Genomic DNA, 17,810 nt, shown 5'->3' with positions numbered 1-17,810 from the left:
GATTAGATAGGCCTCCTTCGTTTGTTTTATATTTTACTATTGCAGGGTCTTTTGCCGAAAATGTGTATATTTGCACGAAACTCATATCAAAAATGTGTAAACATACACTTTTGTGATATCAAAAATGTGATTTGCTATGTTTGAAAGAGACATTATCTCGCAATTGGCAGCATGGAAAACGGATACTAACAGAAAGCCGCTTGTAGTTCATGGTGCACGACAGGTAGGTAAGACGTGGATTTTGAAGTACTTTGGCAGGGAGTATTTTGACGATGTTGCTTATTTCAGTTTAGATAAGGATGAAAGTGGTCTTTGCGATGTCTTCAGAACAACGAAAGACCCTCAACGAATTATTCAACACTTATCTTTTTTGCATGGAAAGAAGATAGAACCTCAAACAACCTTATTGATTCTGGATGAAATTCAAGAGTGCAACGAGGCGTTGAATGCATTGAAATACTTCTGTGAGGAAGCTCCAGAGTATGCTGTGGCGTGTGCGGGCTCTTTGTTAGGTATCTATCTGAATCATGTGGGTAAATCATTTCCGGTGGGGAAAGTGAATCATCTTTATATGTATCCACTCACTTTTACGGAGTTCCTGAGGACAAAAGACCCGGTTATGCATGAGTATATGCATTCTATTGATAAGGTAGAGCCACTGCCACAGATCTTTTTTGATAAGTTGCGGGAGTCTTTTACTGCTTATTCCATTTGTGGTGGTATGCCTGAACCGGCCACGTTGATGGTTGATTTTAATGATATGGAGAGAGTGGACTCTGCACTTCAAGATATACTGAATGATTATGCTCTGGATTTCGTGAAACATACTACTCCGACTTTGGCTCCTCGTATCAATTATGTTTGGAATTCGTTGCCTTCGCAGTTGGCGAAAGAGAATCGTAAGTTTGTTTATCAGTTGGTTCGTCCGGGAGCACGTGCCAGGGAATATGAAGATGCAATTTTGTGGTTAGAGCAGGCAGGGCTTGTTAATAAAGTGTTACTTAGCAAGGCTCCTAAGTTGCCATTGAAAGCTTATGATGATTTGGGCACATTTAAACTTTATACATTGGATTTGGGGTTGTTGAGGAAGCTGTCTGAATTGGATGCCAGTATACTATTGCTGCCTACTCCTGCCTATACAGAATATAAAGGAGCGCTGGCTGAAAACTATATATTGCAAAGTCTTACGGCACAGTTTCAAATGCCTTTCCGTTATTGGACTTCAGGCAATAAGGCAGAGGTGGATTTTCTGCTTCAGTATATCAATCAGATCTATCCGATAGAGGTAAAGGCAGATCAAAATATACAGGGCAAAAGTCTGATTCAGTATGAGAAACTCTTTCAACCTGCTTGTCGGATTCGGTATTCAATGTTGAATCTGAAGCAGGATGGGAATTTGCTGAATATACCTTTGTTCCTGGCGGATAAGACGAGAGAATTGTTGGGAGTGATTAATGTTTAGCAATAAGGCTTATGCGGAATAACGGTGCAACCCACTAATCACTCACCGCTAATCACTCATTACATTCTCTTTTTCAACGCTTTCACCCAAATTTTATATCCTTCTTCATTCAGGTGCAAGCCATCGCTGGTCAGCTCTTTGCGCAGTACATTCGTGCCTTTCTCTGTAAATAACGGGAAGAGGTTGATGAATGTAATCTTGTGATCTTTAGCTAAAATTTCCAGTTGTGCATTGATTTCGGGAACCATGTCGGTTTTTCCGGTTAGCTTTTTGTAACGTCCGAAGCTCTCATCGAAAGGCAGGAGACTTTGCAGGTAGAGTCTCGTATCGGGAGATTCACGCTGAATGCGCTCTACGGTCATGCGTATCATACTGACGATGCTGTCCACAGTGAGGTCGTGTGAGATGTCGTTGACACCGGCAAGGAGGAATAATTTCTTAGGGTGTCCCGGAAGTACCTGGTGCAGTCGGTCGTAAATACCCATAACTTCATCACCGATGATACCACGGTTACGGATGTTTTTCTTGTTGAGGCGGGCGTTCCAGTCACCGCCACCTTCTGTAAGGCTGTTGCCCACCATGACGATGTCTTTGGAAGTAATGGCAGGTTCATCCATGAATTGCAGGAAGCGCTTATAGTAATGGTCCGTATAAATACGTGGGGTGGGATAGATAGAAGCTGCAACAACATTGGCTACCAGAGAGCGCAGACGAACCATGCTGTGACCGTCTTCGGGATGCACGGCATTGACAAGCAGGATGACGGAAGTGTCGTTGTCCGGATCTATGATGATGGAAGTACCGGTGTATCCGGTGTGCCCGTAGGTATTCGGACCAAAATAATCTCCGTTATTGGAAGCGTAGGCGGTGAAGTTATCCCATCCTAAAGTGCGTCCTAATGTAGCGGTGGCACGAGGGACGGTACGCATAGCTTTTACTCCTAATGGGCTGAGGATGCGGTGTCCGTTCCATTCTCCGCCGTTTTGCAGGGCGGCGCAGAGGACAGCTATGTCTTCGGCGCAAGAAAATACACCTGCATTGCCGGAAATACCGCCATTCATGACGCGGGCGAGTGGGTCGTGTACTTGTCCGCAGAGGACGCTGCCGTCGGGTTGCTTTTCGGTAGGAGCGACGTTTTTCAATTGACAATTGACAGTTGACAGTTGACAATTGGCGGTGCTGTGGAGATCGGTTTTTGCCCAGTGGGGGAGGGCGCTGTTTATCCATTTTCCATCCTTGTCGCGCTTGCAGGGGAGATAGTCGGTATGGGCCATGCCTAATACATCAAAAAGATTTTCGCGAGCGAAGTCACGTAAAGATTGTCCGCTGACGGTTTCGATGATGCGTTGCAGGGTGATGTAGTTAAGGCAACTGTATTGGAAATCGGTCTGCGGCTTGAAGTCGCGGCGGCAGTTGGCTATGTACTCTATCATTCCGTCGGGGCTGGGAGAGCCATATTGTTTCTCCATTTCACTGGTTGGGGCATAAGGGGGGAGACCGGAAGTGTGCGTTAGCAGGTCGGCGATGCGGATGATTTTCTTATCTTTTCCGTCTTCGCTCACCCAGGACTTAAATTCAGGGATGTAGAGGCTGACGGGGTCCAGGAGGCGGAGTTTGCCACGTTCTGCCAGGATATGGGTACAGATGGCAGTGGACATGGGTTTGCTGCATGAGGCCATATCGAAAATAGTGTTTACGGTCATAGGCTCGGTGTTAGGGTACACACACTTGTTGCCGTATGCTTTGAGGTAAGCCATCTTCCCGTTGCGTACTACAGCGAGCACGGCACCGGGAATGTCTTTATTGGCGATGGCGGTTTCTATCGCTTCGTCAGCGTATAGCAAATGACGGGAATCCATGCCTACTTGTTCGGGGGCAACACGTTGCAAGGATTGTGCATTGGCTTGCAGGGCAAGCAATACAAAAAAGAAAAGGGAAGGGAGGAGTTTCATAATGTTACCCCCCTATAAGCATCCACTGCCTTTTTCACTGAACCATGCATTAGCAACAGGGCCTTTGCCTTTCCATAGTCCAATCCCAGTTCTTCTACAATCATGCGGGTACCACGGTCTACCAATTTCTGGTTACTCAGCTGCATGTTCACCATCTTATTACCTTTTACGCGGCCCAGTTGTATCATGACAGAAGTAGTAATCATGTTCAGTATCATCTTCTGCCCCGTACCCGATTTCATGCGTGAGCTGCCTGTTACATACTCCGGTCCTACAATCATTTCGATGGGAACATCTGCTTCTGCTGCCATCGGAGAGTCGGGGTTGCTGGTGATGCAGCCTGTAAGGATGCCGTGCTCGCGTGCTTTCTGCATGGCACCGATAACGTAAGGAGTCGTGCCGGAAGCAGCAATGCCGATGACGGTATCTTTATCCGTTATGTTACGTTCAACCAACTCTTCCCAACCGCGACGCATATCGTCCTCCGCATTTTCTACCGGATTGCGCAGGGCTGTATCACCACCTGCTATCAGTCCGATGACGAGCGTAGGAGGCATACCGAATGTTGGAGGAATTTCCGAGGCATCCAGCACACCCAGGCGACCGCTGGTACCTGCTCCCATATAAAAGATGCGTCCGCCTTGCTTCATGCGTGGAACGATTTGTGTCACCAGTTTCTCAATCTGTGGGATGGCTTTCTGAACAGCCAATGCCACTTTCTGGTCTTCTGTATTGATGTCCTCCAATATTTCGCGGACAGATTTCTTTTCTAAGTCGTTGTAGAGCGAAGGTTGCTCTGATATCTTTACGAATGCCATGATGATGATTTAATTTTTAATTTTTAATTGTCAATTGTGCTATGGTAGCTAATCAGGCCTTCCATAGGGCTTTGGAGAATGGTGCCTATTTGAACGCCCATTTCCTGTGCAGCTTCGGCAAGTACTTCCTTATAATGGAATGCTACGGAACCGATGAAATGTACCTTGTTATGCAGATAATCGTATTGCATGACGTTCCTTTTCAGGAAAGCCTTGAAACTGTTCAATACTAGCGTGCGCACACAAGGCTCGTCCAGATTCTGAGCGAGGAATGGAGACAGGCTTGCCAGGAAACGGTTCGGGAACGGTTTACGGTATACACGGTCGATGATGTCTGCCGGTTCTAGATTGAACTGCTTGAGGAACTTCTCTTTCAGTTCCGGAGTCATTTGATTTTTCAGAATATCGCCTACCAGCAATTTGCCCAGGCAAGCACCGCTACCTTCGTCGCCAAGGATGAAACCCAGGGGGGAGACGTTGGCACCAATGTGTTTGCCGTCGTAATAACACGAGTTGGAACCTGTGCCCATGATGCAGGCTATGCCCGGTTCGTGTCCGCAAAGTCCGCGGGCGGCGGCAAGCATGTCCGTATTTACTTCCACTTCGTCGCCCGAAACCTGGAGATGCCGGATAATGGCACGGTGTACCATGGCAATTTTGTCGGGGAAGCCACAGCCGGCACCGTAAAAGTACACAGCGTCGAAGGCATTGGTCGTTAACTGGGGCAGCAGCGCTGTCGCAATTTCATTACTGATCTCCTCTTCCGACTGAAAGAAAGGGTTGGTACCTTTCGTAGAAACTTGCTGGATGAGTTTACCTTTCTCTACAACGCACCAATCGGTTTTTGTAGAGCCACTGTCTGCTATTAATATCATATCGTTTAATTTTAATTATTCATCGTTTATATTTCATCGGTGTTATAGTCTTTTGCCGATTTATCTGCTTGCTACTATATCTTGATATATATCTTCCGTTTATACAATTGATAGCCGATGCACCAGTTGATGGCTACAAAGAGCAATGCATAGGCCAGTGAACCGCCTGTCTCACCGAATATCGGCATGAGAACAATCTTGTATAAGAATCCGTGTATGCTGATGCTGCCATCGCCCCAGGGGAAGCTGATGCTGCCGAACAGGATGCCGAGCACTCCACCCAGAACGTACATGAACAGGGGGTTGACACCGAAAGCTTCGAAGAAAGTACACCATTTCTTGTATCCTTTCACGTCGATGATCCAGATGAGCAATGCAAGGAAAGTAGAGGCCAATCCGCAAGTGGTGAGGACGAAAGTAGGAGACCAGATTTTCTTGTTGATAGGACACCCGTAGCTCAGCAGGAAGCCTGCAAAAGTAAGGATGGCGCCAACCAGGAATAATTTGATCAGGTGAGAATTCAGTAACGCTTCGCGGCTCTCGGATTTATTGCTGTCCAGCATCATGCGACCCACGCAGAAGCCCAGCAATACATGGGCAATGGAGGGGATGGTACTTAAAAGACCTTCGGGATCAATGCCGTTGTCCTTGTACATGTGTGCGGGGGTGAGGATGGCACGGTCCACTATGGAGAGGATATTGGTTTCATTGTAAGCAAATCCGTTGCCACACATCAGCAGGATGAAGTAGCCTACCAGCAATGTGGCAATGAGGTAAGGGATATGACGGTGTTTCATAGTCAGCGCAATGATAGCGGTAGCACCGTAGCAAAGGGCCAGACGCTGCATGACACCCAGGATACGGATGCGGTCGAAGGTCCAGACGGATGCCCAGAGTTGTTCGCCGAAGCTGAGCCCTTCATGGGAACCTGCCCAGTAGTAACAGAATCTGGAGAACCAGCCGATGGCAAGTCCGATCAGGAAGATGATAATGGTACGCTTCAATATCTTCATGGCGGCTGCATGGCTGAACTCGAAATTGTACTTCTTCAGGGAGATATAGGTAGAGATACCCATGATGAACATGAAGAAAGGGAAGACGAGATCGGTGGGGGTGAGGCCATTCCACTCAGCGTGGCGCAGGGGGGCATATATATGTCCCCAAGTGCCGGGGTTGTTCACCATAATCATGCCCGCAATGGTGACACCGCGAAGGATGTCGAGGGCAAGAATGCGCTTGTTTGTCTTGGTCTGACTGTTCATTGTAATAAGTGTGTTAAGTTATTAGTTATAAGTTATCAGTTGCTTCAGCTTTCACGCTCTTCGTGCATTGGTCTACAAGATAGGCGATAGAGACGTAGGGGATACCTGAGTTGGTAGTCAGTCCTATTTCGCAAGTACGACTGTTGGAGTAGCCGATAGTGATACCCGATGCTTCTATCTGCGGACGGAGTTTGCGCAGGGCATAGGAATTCAGTTCAGGATAGGTGAATCCACGGTCGCCGGCAAAACCACAGCAGCCTACTTCTTCGGGTACGAAGACATGCGTAGAACAGAGTTTTGCCAGGGAGATAATTGTATCTGCCAGACCCATTTTACGCATGGAGCAGGTGATGTGTACAGCTACGGGGCGGTCGGTCTGCGTGAAGACCAGTTTGTCTCGCAGGAAAGTGTAGATGAATTCTGCAGGTTCGTAGAGTTTCATCTTTTGAATGGTTTCGCGCATGCGGTGCAGGCAGGGGCTCTGATCGCAGAGAACTGGGTATTTGCCTTGCTCGCTGGCTTCCCAAAGGGCGGCTTCGAGTTCGGCAGCTTTGCGGTCAGCAATGTCGAGCATACCTTTACTTTCCCAAATGGTGCCGCAGCAGAGCTTGTCCATGTCCTTGGGGAAGATGACTTCGTAACCGCCTTTTTGTAGGAGGGAGATCATCTTGTTTACCAAAGGTTGCTCCACGGGGGATTTTTTCGGGAGGCCCATGGTTTGGTTGATGCAGCTGGGGAAATAAACTACTTTGTTTAATTGACAATTGACTGTTGACAATTGTGACTTGTCAATTGAATAAGCTTTCGGCATGGCAGGCGTCCACAAAGGTACGCCCAATACATTGTGCATCCCTTTCGTAATGCTGCTCATGGCTTTGGTTCCTAATACGGAGTGTCCGAAATTGGCTAATGATAAAACGGGGCGTAGACTACTCTTAACACCGGCGAAGTGATTGGCTACGAAATCTCCTGCTTTATATCCGAGGCTACCTTTCGGCAGTATTTCCTGGCGGATGATGTGGGTCAGGTCGCCTGTATTGATATTCATCGGGCAAGACATGGAGCATAGTCCGTCTCCTGCGCAAGTTTGATTGCCCGGGTAGCGGTATTGTTTTTCGAGTAGAGACAGACGTTCCGGGGCTGTGCCGCTTTGTTTCAGACGTGATATTTCCCGTTGCAATACAATGCGCTGGCGCGAAGAAAGGGTAAAGCCGCACGACAGGCAGTTCACTTCGCAGAAGCCACATTCGATGCACTTGTTTACTTTTTCGGCAGGACTGGCTTCGTCGATAGGAATCAACGGCAACGGTTTGAAGTTCTTGATGTGGCATTGCGGGTCATCATTGAAGATAACGCCCGGATTGAGCAGCCCTTTCGGGTCGAACAACTGCTTGACTGCCTTCATGGTTTCAAAAGCTGCCTCTCCCCATTCATATTTCACGAAGGGGGCCATGTTACGTCCGGTGCCATGTTCTGCTTTCAGCGAACCGTCGTATTTATCGACTACCAGAGTCTTTACGTCATTCATTAGGTCCTCGTAGCGCTTTACTTCGGCGTCGGTACTGAAGGACTGGTTCAGGATAAAATGGTAGTTGCCTTCCAGGGCATGACCGTAGATGCAGGCATCATCGTAGCCGTGGCGGGCGATGAGCTGTTGCAGGTCGGCAGTGGCTTCGGGCAGGTCTTCGATGTGGAAGGCTACGTCCTCGATGAGGCAGGTAGTGCCCGGCTGGCGTGTACCACCTACGGATGGGAATATGCCTGAGCGGATAGCCCAATACTTGGAATATTCTTCCGGCCGGTCGGTGAAGTGCACGGGGATGTAGGTGCTGAAAGTTTTCAGACATTTCTCGATTACTGAGATGTTCTGTTCCAGTTCCTCGCGGGTGCGGGCTTTGGTTTCGGTCAGCACGGCTGTGAGGCCGGAGGCATCGGCAACTTCTTGCTTATACTTTAAGTAGACAGGATCTTCTACCGAAGAGAGGCTCTTATAGTCCAGCAGTTCGGCGCCTTTTACTATCTTTCTGTCTGCTTCTGATGCGGAAGTATTGTCATTTGAGAGTTCTTTCATCGCCACCACCGCCCGGCAGGCATCCTTGATGTTGGTAAAATAGAGCATGGCGCTAGCCTTGTACGGATAGTCGTACTCTGTGCGCATGGTAATTTGGGAAAGGAACGCAAGCGTGCCTTCCGAGCCTACCATCAGGTGGGCAATAATATCGAACGGGTCGTCGAAGCGGACGAATGGCAGGAGATTCAGTCCGGTTACGTTCTTGATGGAATATTTGTAGCGGATGCGTGCGGAGAGTTCTTCGTTGGCACGTATCCGATCGCGCAGTTCGCAGATGCGGTTAAGGAAATCGGGGTGGGTGGCTTCGAAGGAAGCACGCGAAATGTCGTCCCCTGTGTCTAGTACGGTGCCGTCCGCCAATACGATGCGGGCGGAGAGAAGTACCTTGTCACTATTGGCGTGTGTACCGCAATTCATACCCGAGGCGTTGTTCATGACAATGCCACCTACCATGGCACTTTTCACGCTTGCCGGGTCCGGAGCAAACTTACGTCCGTAGGGTGCGAGAATCTCGTTAACCCGCTGACCGATGATGCCCGGTTGCAAGGTAATCTGTTCATGATCGGGAGAAATGCTGTACTTCTCCCAATGTTTTCCGGCTACTATCAGGATAGAGTCACTAATGGCTTGTCCCGACAAGCTGGTTCCTGCGGCACGAAACGTTACTGGCAGACCGTAACGGTCGGCAAGTTTCAACAGGTCGGAGATCTCCTCTTCGCTGTTGGAACGAATCACGATTTGTGGGATGAGGCGGTAGAAACCCGCATCTGTTCCCCATGCTAACCGGCGCAGTTCGTCGGTGTATATCCTATCTTGCGGAATAAGTCCCCTTATTTCCTGCAAAAACGAAGTGTAGCTACTTTTTACCATAGTGTTTTCGCCTTTCTTTTCCTTATCATTCTTTTCTTCTTTCACCTACCTGTGATGACAAGCACTCGTCACCTCTTATGACATCTCGGTTCCTTAATGGTTCTTTTCGGTGCAAGAAGCATTTATTGTTCCCTACTTGTACAGGTAGTACTTCTTCGACAACCGTCGGAAGTCTTCAGCATCCTTATACCAATAGTCGCGAACATCTTCCCATCGGTTGCGCTGTGAGAACCGCTTGCGTATCTCTTCCGAGCCGCTTACCATGTCGAACATACGGAAACGTCCCTTGTCGGCATGCTCAAATACGGCACGGTCAGGATAGAGCGCTGCGATTTCCTGCATCACCAAGAATTGGATGTCGCTCAGCGGGGCTTTCTGCACGTCCATGATGTGTACTTGTACGCCTTGCAACAATTCACCCTTACCCACGGAGTAGAAGGGTTTCAGATACATCGGCCTGAATACAACACCCGGCACGTTCAATGCGTTCAGGTTTACCGCCAGTTTTTCTGCTTCTACCCACTGTGCGGCGAACATCTGGAACGGTATCGTATAGCCTACCCCGATAGACATGTATCCCAGTTCACCCAGAATACCGCTTACCGGATAGAATATAGCCGAGTGCGGATGGGGAATATGCGGAGAAGAGGGTACCCATTGCAATCCCGTCTGTACATAGTCCATCTTGCGTTTCCAACCTTTCATTTTCACAACATGCAGGTTGCATTGTGCTGCCATCATCTTCTCTCCGTTCAGCATCAATGCCAGCTCACCGCAAGTCAGCCCGTAAAGGTACGGAATCTTGAACTGACTGACAAAAGAAATGCAATCATCTTCTACCAGATTGCCTTCTATCTTGAGTCCGCCTACCGGGTTGGGGCGATCCAATACGATAAATTCTTTACCGTTTTCGGCTGCTGCTTCCATAGCCAGTCCCATTGTACTGATATAGGTGAATGAGCGGCAACCGATATCCTGGATATCGTAGACTAATACGTCAATGTCTTTCAACATCTCCGGTGTAGCCTTGCGGGTTTTGCCGTAAAGGGAATATACGGGCAATCCGGTGGTGGCATCTTTGATGTCTGTCACGTGGTCGCCGGCATGTACGTCGCCACGAACCCCATGCTCCGGACCGAAGAGGGCAACCAGATTTACGTTCGGTGCTTCATGCAGAATGTCAATGGTGGATTTCATCTGATTATCCACTCCGGTGGGGTTGGTAATCAGACCTACGCGTTTGCCTTCCAAGCACTTGAAGTTCTGATCTTTCAGGACTTCGATACCTGTCTTTATCCGAATCTTTTGTGCCTGCGATGCACCACAGAGGAAGCAGAGGACACAGAGGAGAATATACTTTTTCATAATGAATCGTTCTTTTTTATCACTTTATCACTTATCACTTCTTCCCGTATGTCGGGTCAATCTTCCTGTCGGCAAACACCGTGACCACAATAGTGGCGGCACAGCAGAGTATTACGATCCAGAAGAAGTTGACATAGCCGACTGCTTCCTGAAGGTAACCTGCAAACATGCCCGGAATCATCATGCTCAGTGCCATGAAGGCGGTACAGATGGCATAGTGCGACGTCTTGAACTCTCCTTCGGAGAAGTACATCATATAAAGCATATAGGCCGTGAATCCGAATCCGTAGCCGAACTGCTCGATGGCAATGGCCGTGGAGATGGCAAACAGATTATCGGGTTGGCCGATGGCGAGATAGACGAAGGTCAGACAGGGGAGTGTCATGCATCCCGCCATCCACCAAATGGATTTCTTCAGTCCGATACGCGATGCAAACAATCCGCCCAGGATACCGCCTACGGTGAGGAATATCACTCCGATAGTGCCATACACAATACCTACTTCTGCCGTGGAAAGTTCCAGACCTCCTGCCTCTTTAGAAGCTACCAGGAAAGGCATACACATCTTGATGAGGAATGCTTCGGGCAGGCGATAAAGCAGCATGAATGCGATGGCCAGCCATACGCCGGGTTTGGTGAAGTAAGTGGCAAATGTGCGCCCGAACTCTTGGAATATGGCTTTTGCACTGGCTGTTCCCGGTGTCAGCACAGACTTGTCAGAGGTAGGCTTGGGTATTGCAAAGAGGTGATAGAAAGTTACCAAACTGAACATGACGGCTGTAACCAGCATTGTGATGGTCCATGACAGTGGAATGTCTTTGTACCTCAGCTCGATGGCACCGGCTATGGCTACGAGTACTCCTTGTCCGAAGATGGATGCAAGGCGGTAGAAGGTGCTTCGGATACCGACAAATGCAGCCTGGTCGCTCTGTCTTAATGCCAGCATGTAGAAGCCATCGGCGGCAATATCATGTGTAGCCGAAGCAAATGCTGTAATGATGAAGAGAATCAGTGTGATGGTGAACATGCTGATGGGAGTTGTTCCGGCAGCTATCGCTGCTTCATCCGGTTTCGGAATAGACAGTGTCAACAGGATGAATGCTATCGACATCAGGATTTGCATAGAGATGATCCACCATCGTTTGGTCTTGATGATGTCGATGAACGGGCTCCAGAAGGGCTTGATGGTCCAGGGTAGATACAGCAAACTCGTAAACAAAGCCATCTCTCCATTGGGAACACCCATCTTGGCAAACATCAGTACCGAGATGTTGTTGACTATGAAGTAGGGGATGCCTTGTGCAAAGTATAAGGTAGGTACCCATGCCCACGGTGATATTCTTTTTGTACTGTTCATGATATTGTTTATTGTTTTGTTGAATTAGTCATATAGCTTCTCGATACTTGCGCCTATGTAATAGTGTAGCAGTATTGCGTCATACTTATATCCTTCCTCGCCCATGACGGCGGCGCCGATCTGGCACAAGCCTACGCCGTGTCCCCAACCAGCTCCGGTGAGGATGAAGCGTCCGGGGATACCTTCGGGAGAGACGTCTTCCTTACCTACTATGAATGCGGAACTGTAGAGATGGGAAGTGGACAGCGTACGGCGTATCTCCAGTTCTTTGCCGATGGTGAGCGTCCGTTTGGTTCCTACGATTTTCAGTTTCCAGAGGCGACCTGAAGTTCCACGGGCGATAGGGACAAGATCGATGATTTGCCCGTAATCGATGCCGGAGCGTTTCAGGATCAGTGCAGAAAGTTCTTCTTGGGTGTATTCCATTTTCCAGCGGTAGAAGTCGGTGGTTTCCTGGTCGTAATTGTTCAGCACCTGCGAAAGGATTCTCTTATTTGTGGTGTTGCAGAAGGCCGGTGGAGAGGTACGAATCCACGTTTCCGCTTCCTGTTCATCCGTCAGGTCGGGTAATCCTCCACCGGGTCGGGTAGCTTCAAAGCTGAGGTCGCAGGTTTTGGGATTGAAGATGCGGAAGTCGCGTTGTTTCCGGAGATACGGATGGGGTGTATCTTCCCAGCAATACTGGAATTCTTCGAATGCACCGCCGCAGCATTTGGAGAAGCGGGCATCACATATCTTACCGTCAGACGTCAATACTTGTCCGCGGGTGGCAGCGATAGCTTGCTTTACGATTTCGGTGGAGGCGCGGGTGATGCCTTGATAACGCTGGCAATGGTCGTCTGCACAGACGTCGAAACGGGTATGGGCGTCGCGCTCATACCACTTCAATTGACAATTGACAGTTGACAATTGACAATTGGCTGCGTTATTGGGTGCTGCGCTGTCATGCCGTAAGGAATTGTCAATTGAATTGTCAATTGCAAGGAGCCAGCTTCGTGAAATCACTGCATGTGCCTTCAACAACTCTAACGAAGCCGTTGCGCTCATCTCACTGGAGATTACGCTGGTCAGGTAATCTTCTACGTGGATGACGTTGATGCCTGTCAGCTTCTTGTTCTCCACAATAATCTTCAGAGAACCCAGGAAGCGCTGGTCTTCTTTACGCTCCCAGTGGAAGTTGATGCCGATGGTGACATCAAGCAGTTCGAAAGCGTCGGTAGCTTCGTTTACAGGTTCAAATAGAAGCTCGTCATAAAGGCGTCCGTTCCACAGTATCCTGCCTTCGTTGTAGGTCACAACCTGCTTGCCACTGATTTCCATACCGTTGATGCGGTACGGATTCAGCAGGATAAACTCTATTTGCGGCTCGAACAATATGCCTACGTGTACTTTGGGTTCTTTCATATTATCTTATTAATTACTATCTTAATTCCCCTCTCCGGAGGAGAATAAGGATACTCCGTTTTATTATATCTTCTCTTTAATGCGCTGACGTACCTGATGGAAGTCTTCGGCAGAAAGCGATACTTCGCTCAGGATCTGGGCTATGTCTTCGGCGGTAATCTTGAGAAAGTCTTTTTCGACCGGTGTGATAAACACTCCGCCGAGGTCTACGGATGCAGGACTGCTCAATAAATTGGCATCTCCTTCTGCTGTATAGCAAGCCGGACGGTGCTTCTCACGTGGAAATACGCATACGATCCATTTCTCATCTTCGTACCATGCCAATACATTCATCATCGGTTCGTCATCTCCCGGTTTGATGTCCAGTGAATGATAAATGATATCGAACAGGGCGGCAGCATGTTTCTTATTGGCTGCTTCAATGACCAATGTTGCACGGGGAGCGTCATTCAAGTACCAGAGGGTAGCTTCACCGTAACCTGCCACTTTGCCTGCTACTTGTTCGCGCCAGTCCTTTTCAATAGGCATGAAACCTTTGTTGCCTGCCTGGAAGTGAGCGTGATCGGGGGCGGAGGCACCACACTTGGGACCATTATAGAATATTGTGTAATCCGTCAACGCCTGTGCCAATGCCAGCATATCCTTGAAACGGACGGCTATGCGCTGGTTCACGTGTGCCACTTCCGGTATCGTCAGGTGGCGGGGAAAGATAGGGAACGGATTGACCAGGATATTATAATGTCCTTCGAACGGAATTCCTTTCTGCACCGGCGGTAAATTGGCCGGGCAGAGAAAACATTTACGTTCCTTGATGGACTGGGCATCTACTTTAGCTCCCGAAGAAACGATACGTGCAGGATTGAACTGTACCTTATACGGAATACCGTTTACATCCAGCTCCTTCACCTGCACACCCGAAAGGGCGGCGTAGTTGTTACGAGCCGTTTCCCAGGAGACTAGTTGCTCGGTGAACAAATTGTTTATGGTTTGGTTCATAGTTATCCTTTCTTATTCATTGCTACACGTGCCTGAAGTTCCCAAGTACGGATGCGGTCTTTATACAGATTATGACCATTCATTTTCACGATATCCAGTGAAGCATCCGAGTTGTCGTCCCAGCGGCGGCACATGTAAACTACGTCATATACACGACCGATCTGGTATTGGCGGGAGAAGTTTAATCCCAGTGCATAGTCTTCACCATAGCTGGTGTTCGGAACTTTCACTTCACGCAGTACCGGAGTATAGAAAGCACGCGGAGCGCCCAGACCGTTGATGCGGAGTGCGTTGTTGCGTCCGTTCTCGGGTGTCCATTCTTTGTGGTCGATAATACCCGGAGCAATCATATTCATATTGAAGTCCGTCATCATATAAGTACCTACCACCATAGCGCAATTCTGTTCATAGAAAGCGCGAACCATGATAGTCAGTGTGTTTTCATCCTTGTATACATCGTCGCTGTCCAGTTGTACGGCGAACTTACCGCACTTGGGATGATGCACCCCCATGTTCCAGCAACCGCCGATACCCAGGTCATTGCGTTCGGGGATGATGTGGATGAGGCGTTCGTCGTTCTTGAATTCGTCAATAGCTTCTGTGGTTCCGTCCGTAGAGTGGTTATCGATGATAATCAGGTTGAACTTAAAGTCGGTCTTCTGCTTCAATACCGAATGAATGGCATCGCGGATGGTACGGATACGATTGCGTACAGGGATGATAACCGAAGCTTCATATTCAAAGTTACCTGCTGAGAATTCTATTTGTTTGAATTCAGGTGCCAGATAGCCGCCGATTTCTTTCAGATGCTCGGTACAAGCCTGTTCCATTTCAATCTGACGGTCGCGGTTTTTGGGATCCACGTAATCGAATATCTTCTCACCGCTTTTGCGGGTATCGTCTTCGATTTCGCTGTACAGGTACTCGTTGATGTGTACCAGACTTGCTTTCTGGCTTACTTTCAGACGAAGGTCGTAAAGTCCGGCAAATTTATATTCGTCTTCATTCATGCGGGCAGCGGCTTCCTTGAATGCATTCGTACGGAATAACAGTACGGAACCGAAGTCGAAATCATCGCGCAATGAGCCGAATTGATAATCTATCACCGGGGCATTGGTTTGCTTGCCTTCCTTTACTTGGTAACGGTCAGCGTATACCATGCCTGCACCACTGTCTTCAGCAATGTGTATCATACGCTCCAGGGCGAATAACCCCAGTTCAAGCGTTGTATATTTTGTATAGATCAGCGTATATTCTGCATCGCTATGTCCGGCAATATCCCTCATGGTGGTACTGGACTGGATGGATTGCATGTGCAGAGTACTGCATCCGGGCAGGTTTTCTGTAACGTCCGGTAGGGCGAGCAGATAGATGTTATTCACTAAGCCGGTTTCTTGCAGGCCTTTTACTGTCTTTTCCGCTTGTGCAGCTCCTGAGAAAGGAACGAAGCAATTGATTTTATTCATAATGTCCTATATTGCTTTTAATTATTAATTCTTTAATTTTTAACTCGTAGCAGTCCTACTTCGCCACTGGTGGCGGTGAACAATACCTGTTGCCCGTTCAGCGGCACTACGGTATTGATCAGTGAGTTACCTATCTTATGTTTCCACAAGACTTTACCTGTCTGGGCTTCCAAAGCAAAGATCAATCCTTCCTTGGTACTGCCGAACATTACACCTCCCTTTTCCACTTGCATAGAGGGTGCATGTTCGTATCCGAAGCCGACGTTACTTGCCCATAATTCACGGGGTTGATCTCCTTGTGTGGCATAGCAGACAATACTGTCGTTCATAGTCTTGCTGAATACGCGCGTTCCGTCTTCCGATAAACCAATCGTTTCACGTACCATAGACTGGAAAGTGCGCCATATTGTTTCTCCATTTTCTATATTGATAGCCGTCATGGCACGTTGCGGGTCGGTGATAAATACTTTGCCTTCTGCAGCTACCGGCCATACGGCTGCGGGTGAGAAGTGCATGCGCGTTAAACCGCCTGTCCACTTCCATAATTCCTTGCCGTCTGCCTTATTCAATGCATAGAGGGTATTGTCCCAGGCACCGAAGATCACTTTGTCGGCTGTTACCAGTGGTTTGGTTTCAATGTATCCTTTCACACCGGTATATACCCAGATTACTTTACCTGTATGGATATCAATTGCACGGAAAGTAGAATCGCTGGCACCAATGTAGGCAATTCCATTTTCAATGGTTACCGCACCCAGTACCGGGCTTTTTGCTTTTACAGTCCACAGCAGTTTTCCGTCTTTGCTGTTCAGACCGTAGATGTTACGGTCGGCAGAACCGAATACGACTACACCGTCTGCCGCAGCCGGAGTGCCTACAATGCGTTTGCCGGATTGGAAGTTCCATAGTTTCTTTCCATTCTTCAAGGCATAGCAAGTCAGATAACCCATATCGTCTCCGACGAACACTTTTTCTTTTTCTACTGCAGGTGAACAATAGATGCCTGCACCGGTTTGTACTATCCACTGTTCTTTCACATTCGGGTATGCTGTGTTGACTGAAAAATCGGGGTATTTCTCTGCTTTTCCATTACGATCATAATAGGGCTGAGCCAGCGAGAAAGCAGCCCATTGTTTTTTCGATTCGCCGATGCGTTGAGTGTAGACGAGGATTGAATCTTTCGTTATATCATAGATGCCATATCCCGGTTTTCCATCTTTATCACGCAGGTTGCTGCGCATCAAAATACCCGGAATGCCATCATAACGCAAATCCCGGTTACGGTGATAGTGCCCGCCGATGAACAGACGAATGTTATAGGGGCGTACTGCATCTGTTACTTCATACCAGTTATCCACATCTCCGTCCAGTAACGGATAGTGTGTGACGAGTATAACCGGTTTGTCTTTTCCAAACTTATCCATTTCTTCCGTCATCCAACGGATGTCCTGCGGAACGACATGTCCGTAAGCCATACGCATCAACGGGCCGGAGTTGAAACCCAGAAACAGGATGCCTTTATGCTCGAATTCAAAGCGTTCGCCGCCGAATATCTCACCGAAGGCAGTACAACCGGAGTCGCTCCATTTGGTTTCATGGTTACCGAGAACCACGTAATACTTTGCTTTCAGTAAATCCAATGTCTCTTTGACTTTCAGCATAGTGGCACGGTCGCCTTCTTCAGTGATATCGCCCGTAACCAAAACAAAGTCAATACTGTCTGTCGCATTTATTTGCGCGACGGAACGTAGCAAGTCTTCCGTCGGGTTGGAATTATTGGGGCTGAAATGGATGTCCGTTATTTGCGCAAAACGGAATGTGCCATGTTGTGCCTGTACCGCGAACGGTAGCAGGCAGCCCAACAGGAACATTATTAAAAGTCTTCGCTTCATAGATGATGATTGATTTTAGT

The 17,810-nt window shown here is 48.3% G+C and carries 12 protein-coding genes; 1 reads left to right on the top strand and 11 read right to left on the bottom strand.

The window, feature by feature from the left end; all coding sequences use genetic code 11:
* Window positions 1–136 precede the first annotated feature (136 nt).
* On the top strand, window positions 137–1,462 hold the full coding sequence (locus BWI44_RS09660) for an ATP-binding protein (protein WP_286813113.1): 1,326 nt from the start codon (window positions 137–139) through the stop codon (window positions 1,460–1,462).
* Window positions 1,463–1,521: 59 nt separating this feature from the next.
* On the opposite strand, the gene BWI44_RS09655 is transcribed toward BWI44_RS09660, so the two are convergent.
* The 11 genes from BWI44_RS09655 to BWI44_RS09605 form a co-directional block, all read right to left on the bottom strand.
* Window positions 1,522–3,414: a serine hydrolase gene (locus tag BWI44_RS09655; RefSeq protein ID WP_286813111.1), complete on the bottom strand. Its 1,893-nt coding sequence runs from the start codon at window positions 3,412–3,414 to the stop codon at window positions 1,522–1,524.
* Window positions 3,411–4,232: an N-acetylmuramic acid 6-phosphate etherase gene (gene murQ / locus BWI44_RS09650; RefSeq protein WP_021968228.1), complete on the bottom strand. Its 822-nt coding sequence runs from the start codon at window positions 4,230–4,232 to the stop codon at window positions 3,411–3,413. Before murQ ends, BWI44_RS09655 begins: the two co-directional genes overlap by 4 nt.
* A gap of 23 nt (window positions 4,233–4,255) precedes the next feature.
* Complete coding sequence (locus BWI44_RS09645; protein ID WP_286813107.1) at window positions 4,256–5,107, bottom strand: BadF/BadG/BcrA/BcrD ATPase family protein; 852 nt, start codon at window positions 5,105–5,107, stop codon at window positions 4,256–4,258.
* Between the two features lie 74 nt (window positions 5,108–5,181).
* The gene (locus BWI44_RS09640) at window positions 5,182–6,369 is read right to left on the bottom strand and encodes an acyltransferase family protein (protein WP_115503026.1); all 1,188 of its coding nucleotides are present in this window, start codon (window positions 6,367–6,369) and stop codon (window positions 5,182–5,184) included.
* Window positions 6,370–6,394: 25 nt separating this feature from the next.
* A complete protein-coding gene (locus tag BWI44_RS09635) occupies window positions 6,395–9,310 on the bottom strand; it encodes an FAD-binding and (Fe-S)-binding domain-containing protein (RefSeq protein WP_286813185.1) in 2,916 nt (971 codons plus the stop codon).
* 132 nt (window positions 9,311–9,442) lie between these two features.
* Complete coding sequence (locus BWI44_RS09630) at window positions 9,443–10,675, bottom strand: exo-beta-N-acetylmuramidase NamZ family protein (protein ID WP_195208740.1); 1,233 nt, start codon at window positions 10,673–10,675, stop codon at window positions 9,443–9,445.
* Window positions 10,676–10,709: 34 nt separating this feature from the next.
* Window positions 10,710–12,032 carry an MFS transporter gene (locus tag BWI44_RS09625; protein WP_138290957.1) on the bottom strand — a complete coding sequence of 441 codons (1,323 nt, stop codon included), beginning with the start codon at window positions 12,030–12,032 and terminating at the stop codon, window positions 10,710–10,712.
* A gap of 24 nt (window positions 12,033–12,056) precedes the next feature.
* The gene (locus tag BWI44_RS09620) at window positions 12,057–13,436 is read right to left on the bottom strand and encodes a SpoIID/LytB domain-containing protein (RefSeq protein WP_117707975.1); all 1,380 of its coding nucleotides are present in this window, start codon (window positions 13,434–13,436) and stop codon (window positions 12,057–12,059) included.
* Between the two features lie 63 nt (window positions 13,437–13,499).
* Window positions 13,500–14,432, bottom strand: a complete 933-nt coding sequence (locus BWI44_RS09615) for a DUF4922 domain-containing protein (protein WP_195208741.1) — start codon at window positions 14,430–14,432, stop codon at window positions 13,500–13,502.
* Between the two features lie 2 nt (window positions 14,433–14,434).
* Window positions 14,435–15,898: a glycosyltransferase family 2 protein gene (locus tag BWI44_RS09610; protein ID WP_195208742.1), complete on the bottom strand. Its 1,464-nt coding sequence runs from the start codon at window positions 15,896–15,898 to the stop codon at window positions 14,435–14,437.
* A gap of 32 nt (window positions 15,899–15,930) precedes the next feature.
* A complete protein-coding gene (locus BWI44_RS09605; RefSeq protein ID WP_286813103.1) occupies window positions 15,931–17,790 on the bottom strand; it encodes an outer membrane protein assembly factor BamB family protein in 1,860 nt (619 codons plus the stop codon).
* Between the last annotated feature and the right edge of the window lie 20 nt (window positions 17,791–17,810).

Origin of the sequence: Bacteroides sp. Phil13 (assembly GCF_001940965.1) — a bacterium.
GTDB classification, from domain to species: Bacteria; Bacteroidota; Bacteroidia; order Bacteroidales; family Bacteroidaceae; genus Bacteroides; species Bacteroides intestinalis.
Note: the sequence above shows the minus strand (reverse complement) of the source record. Positions and strands in the feature narration are given on the sequence as shown.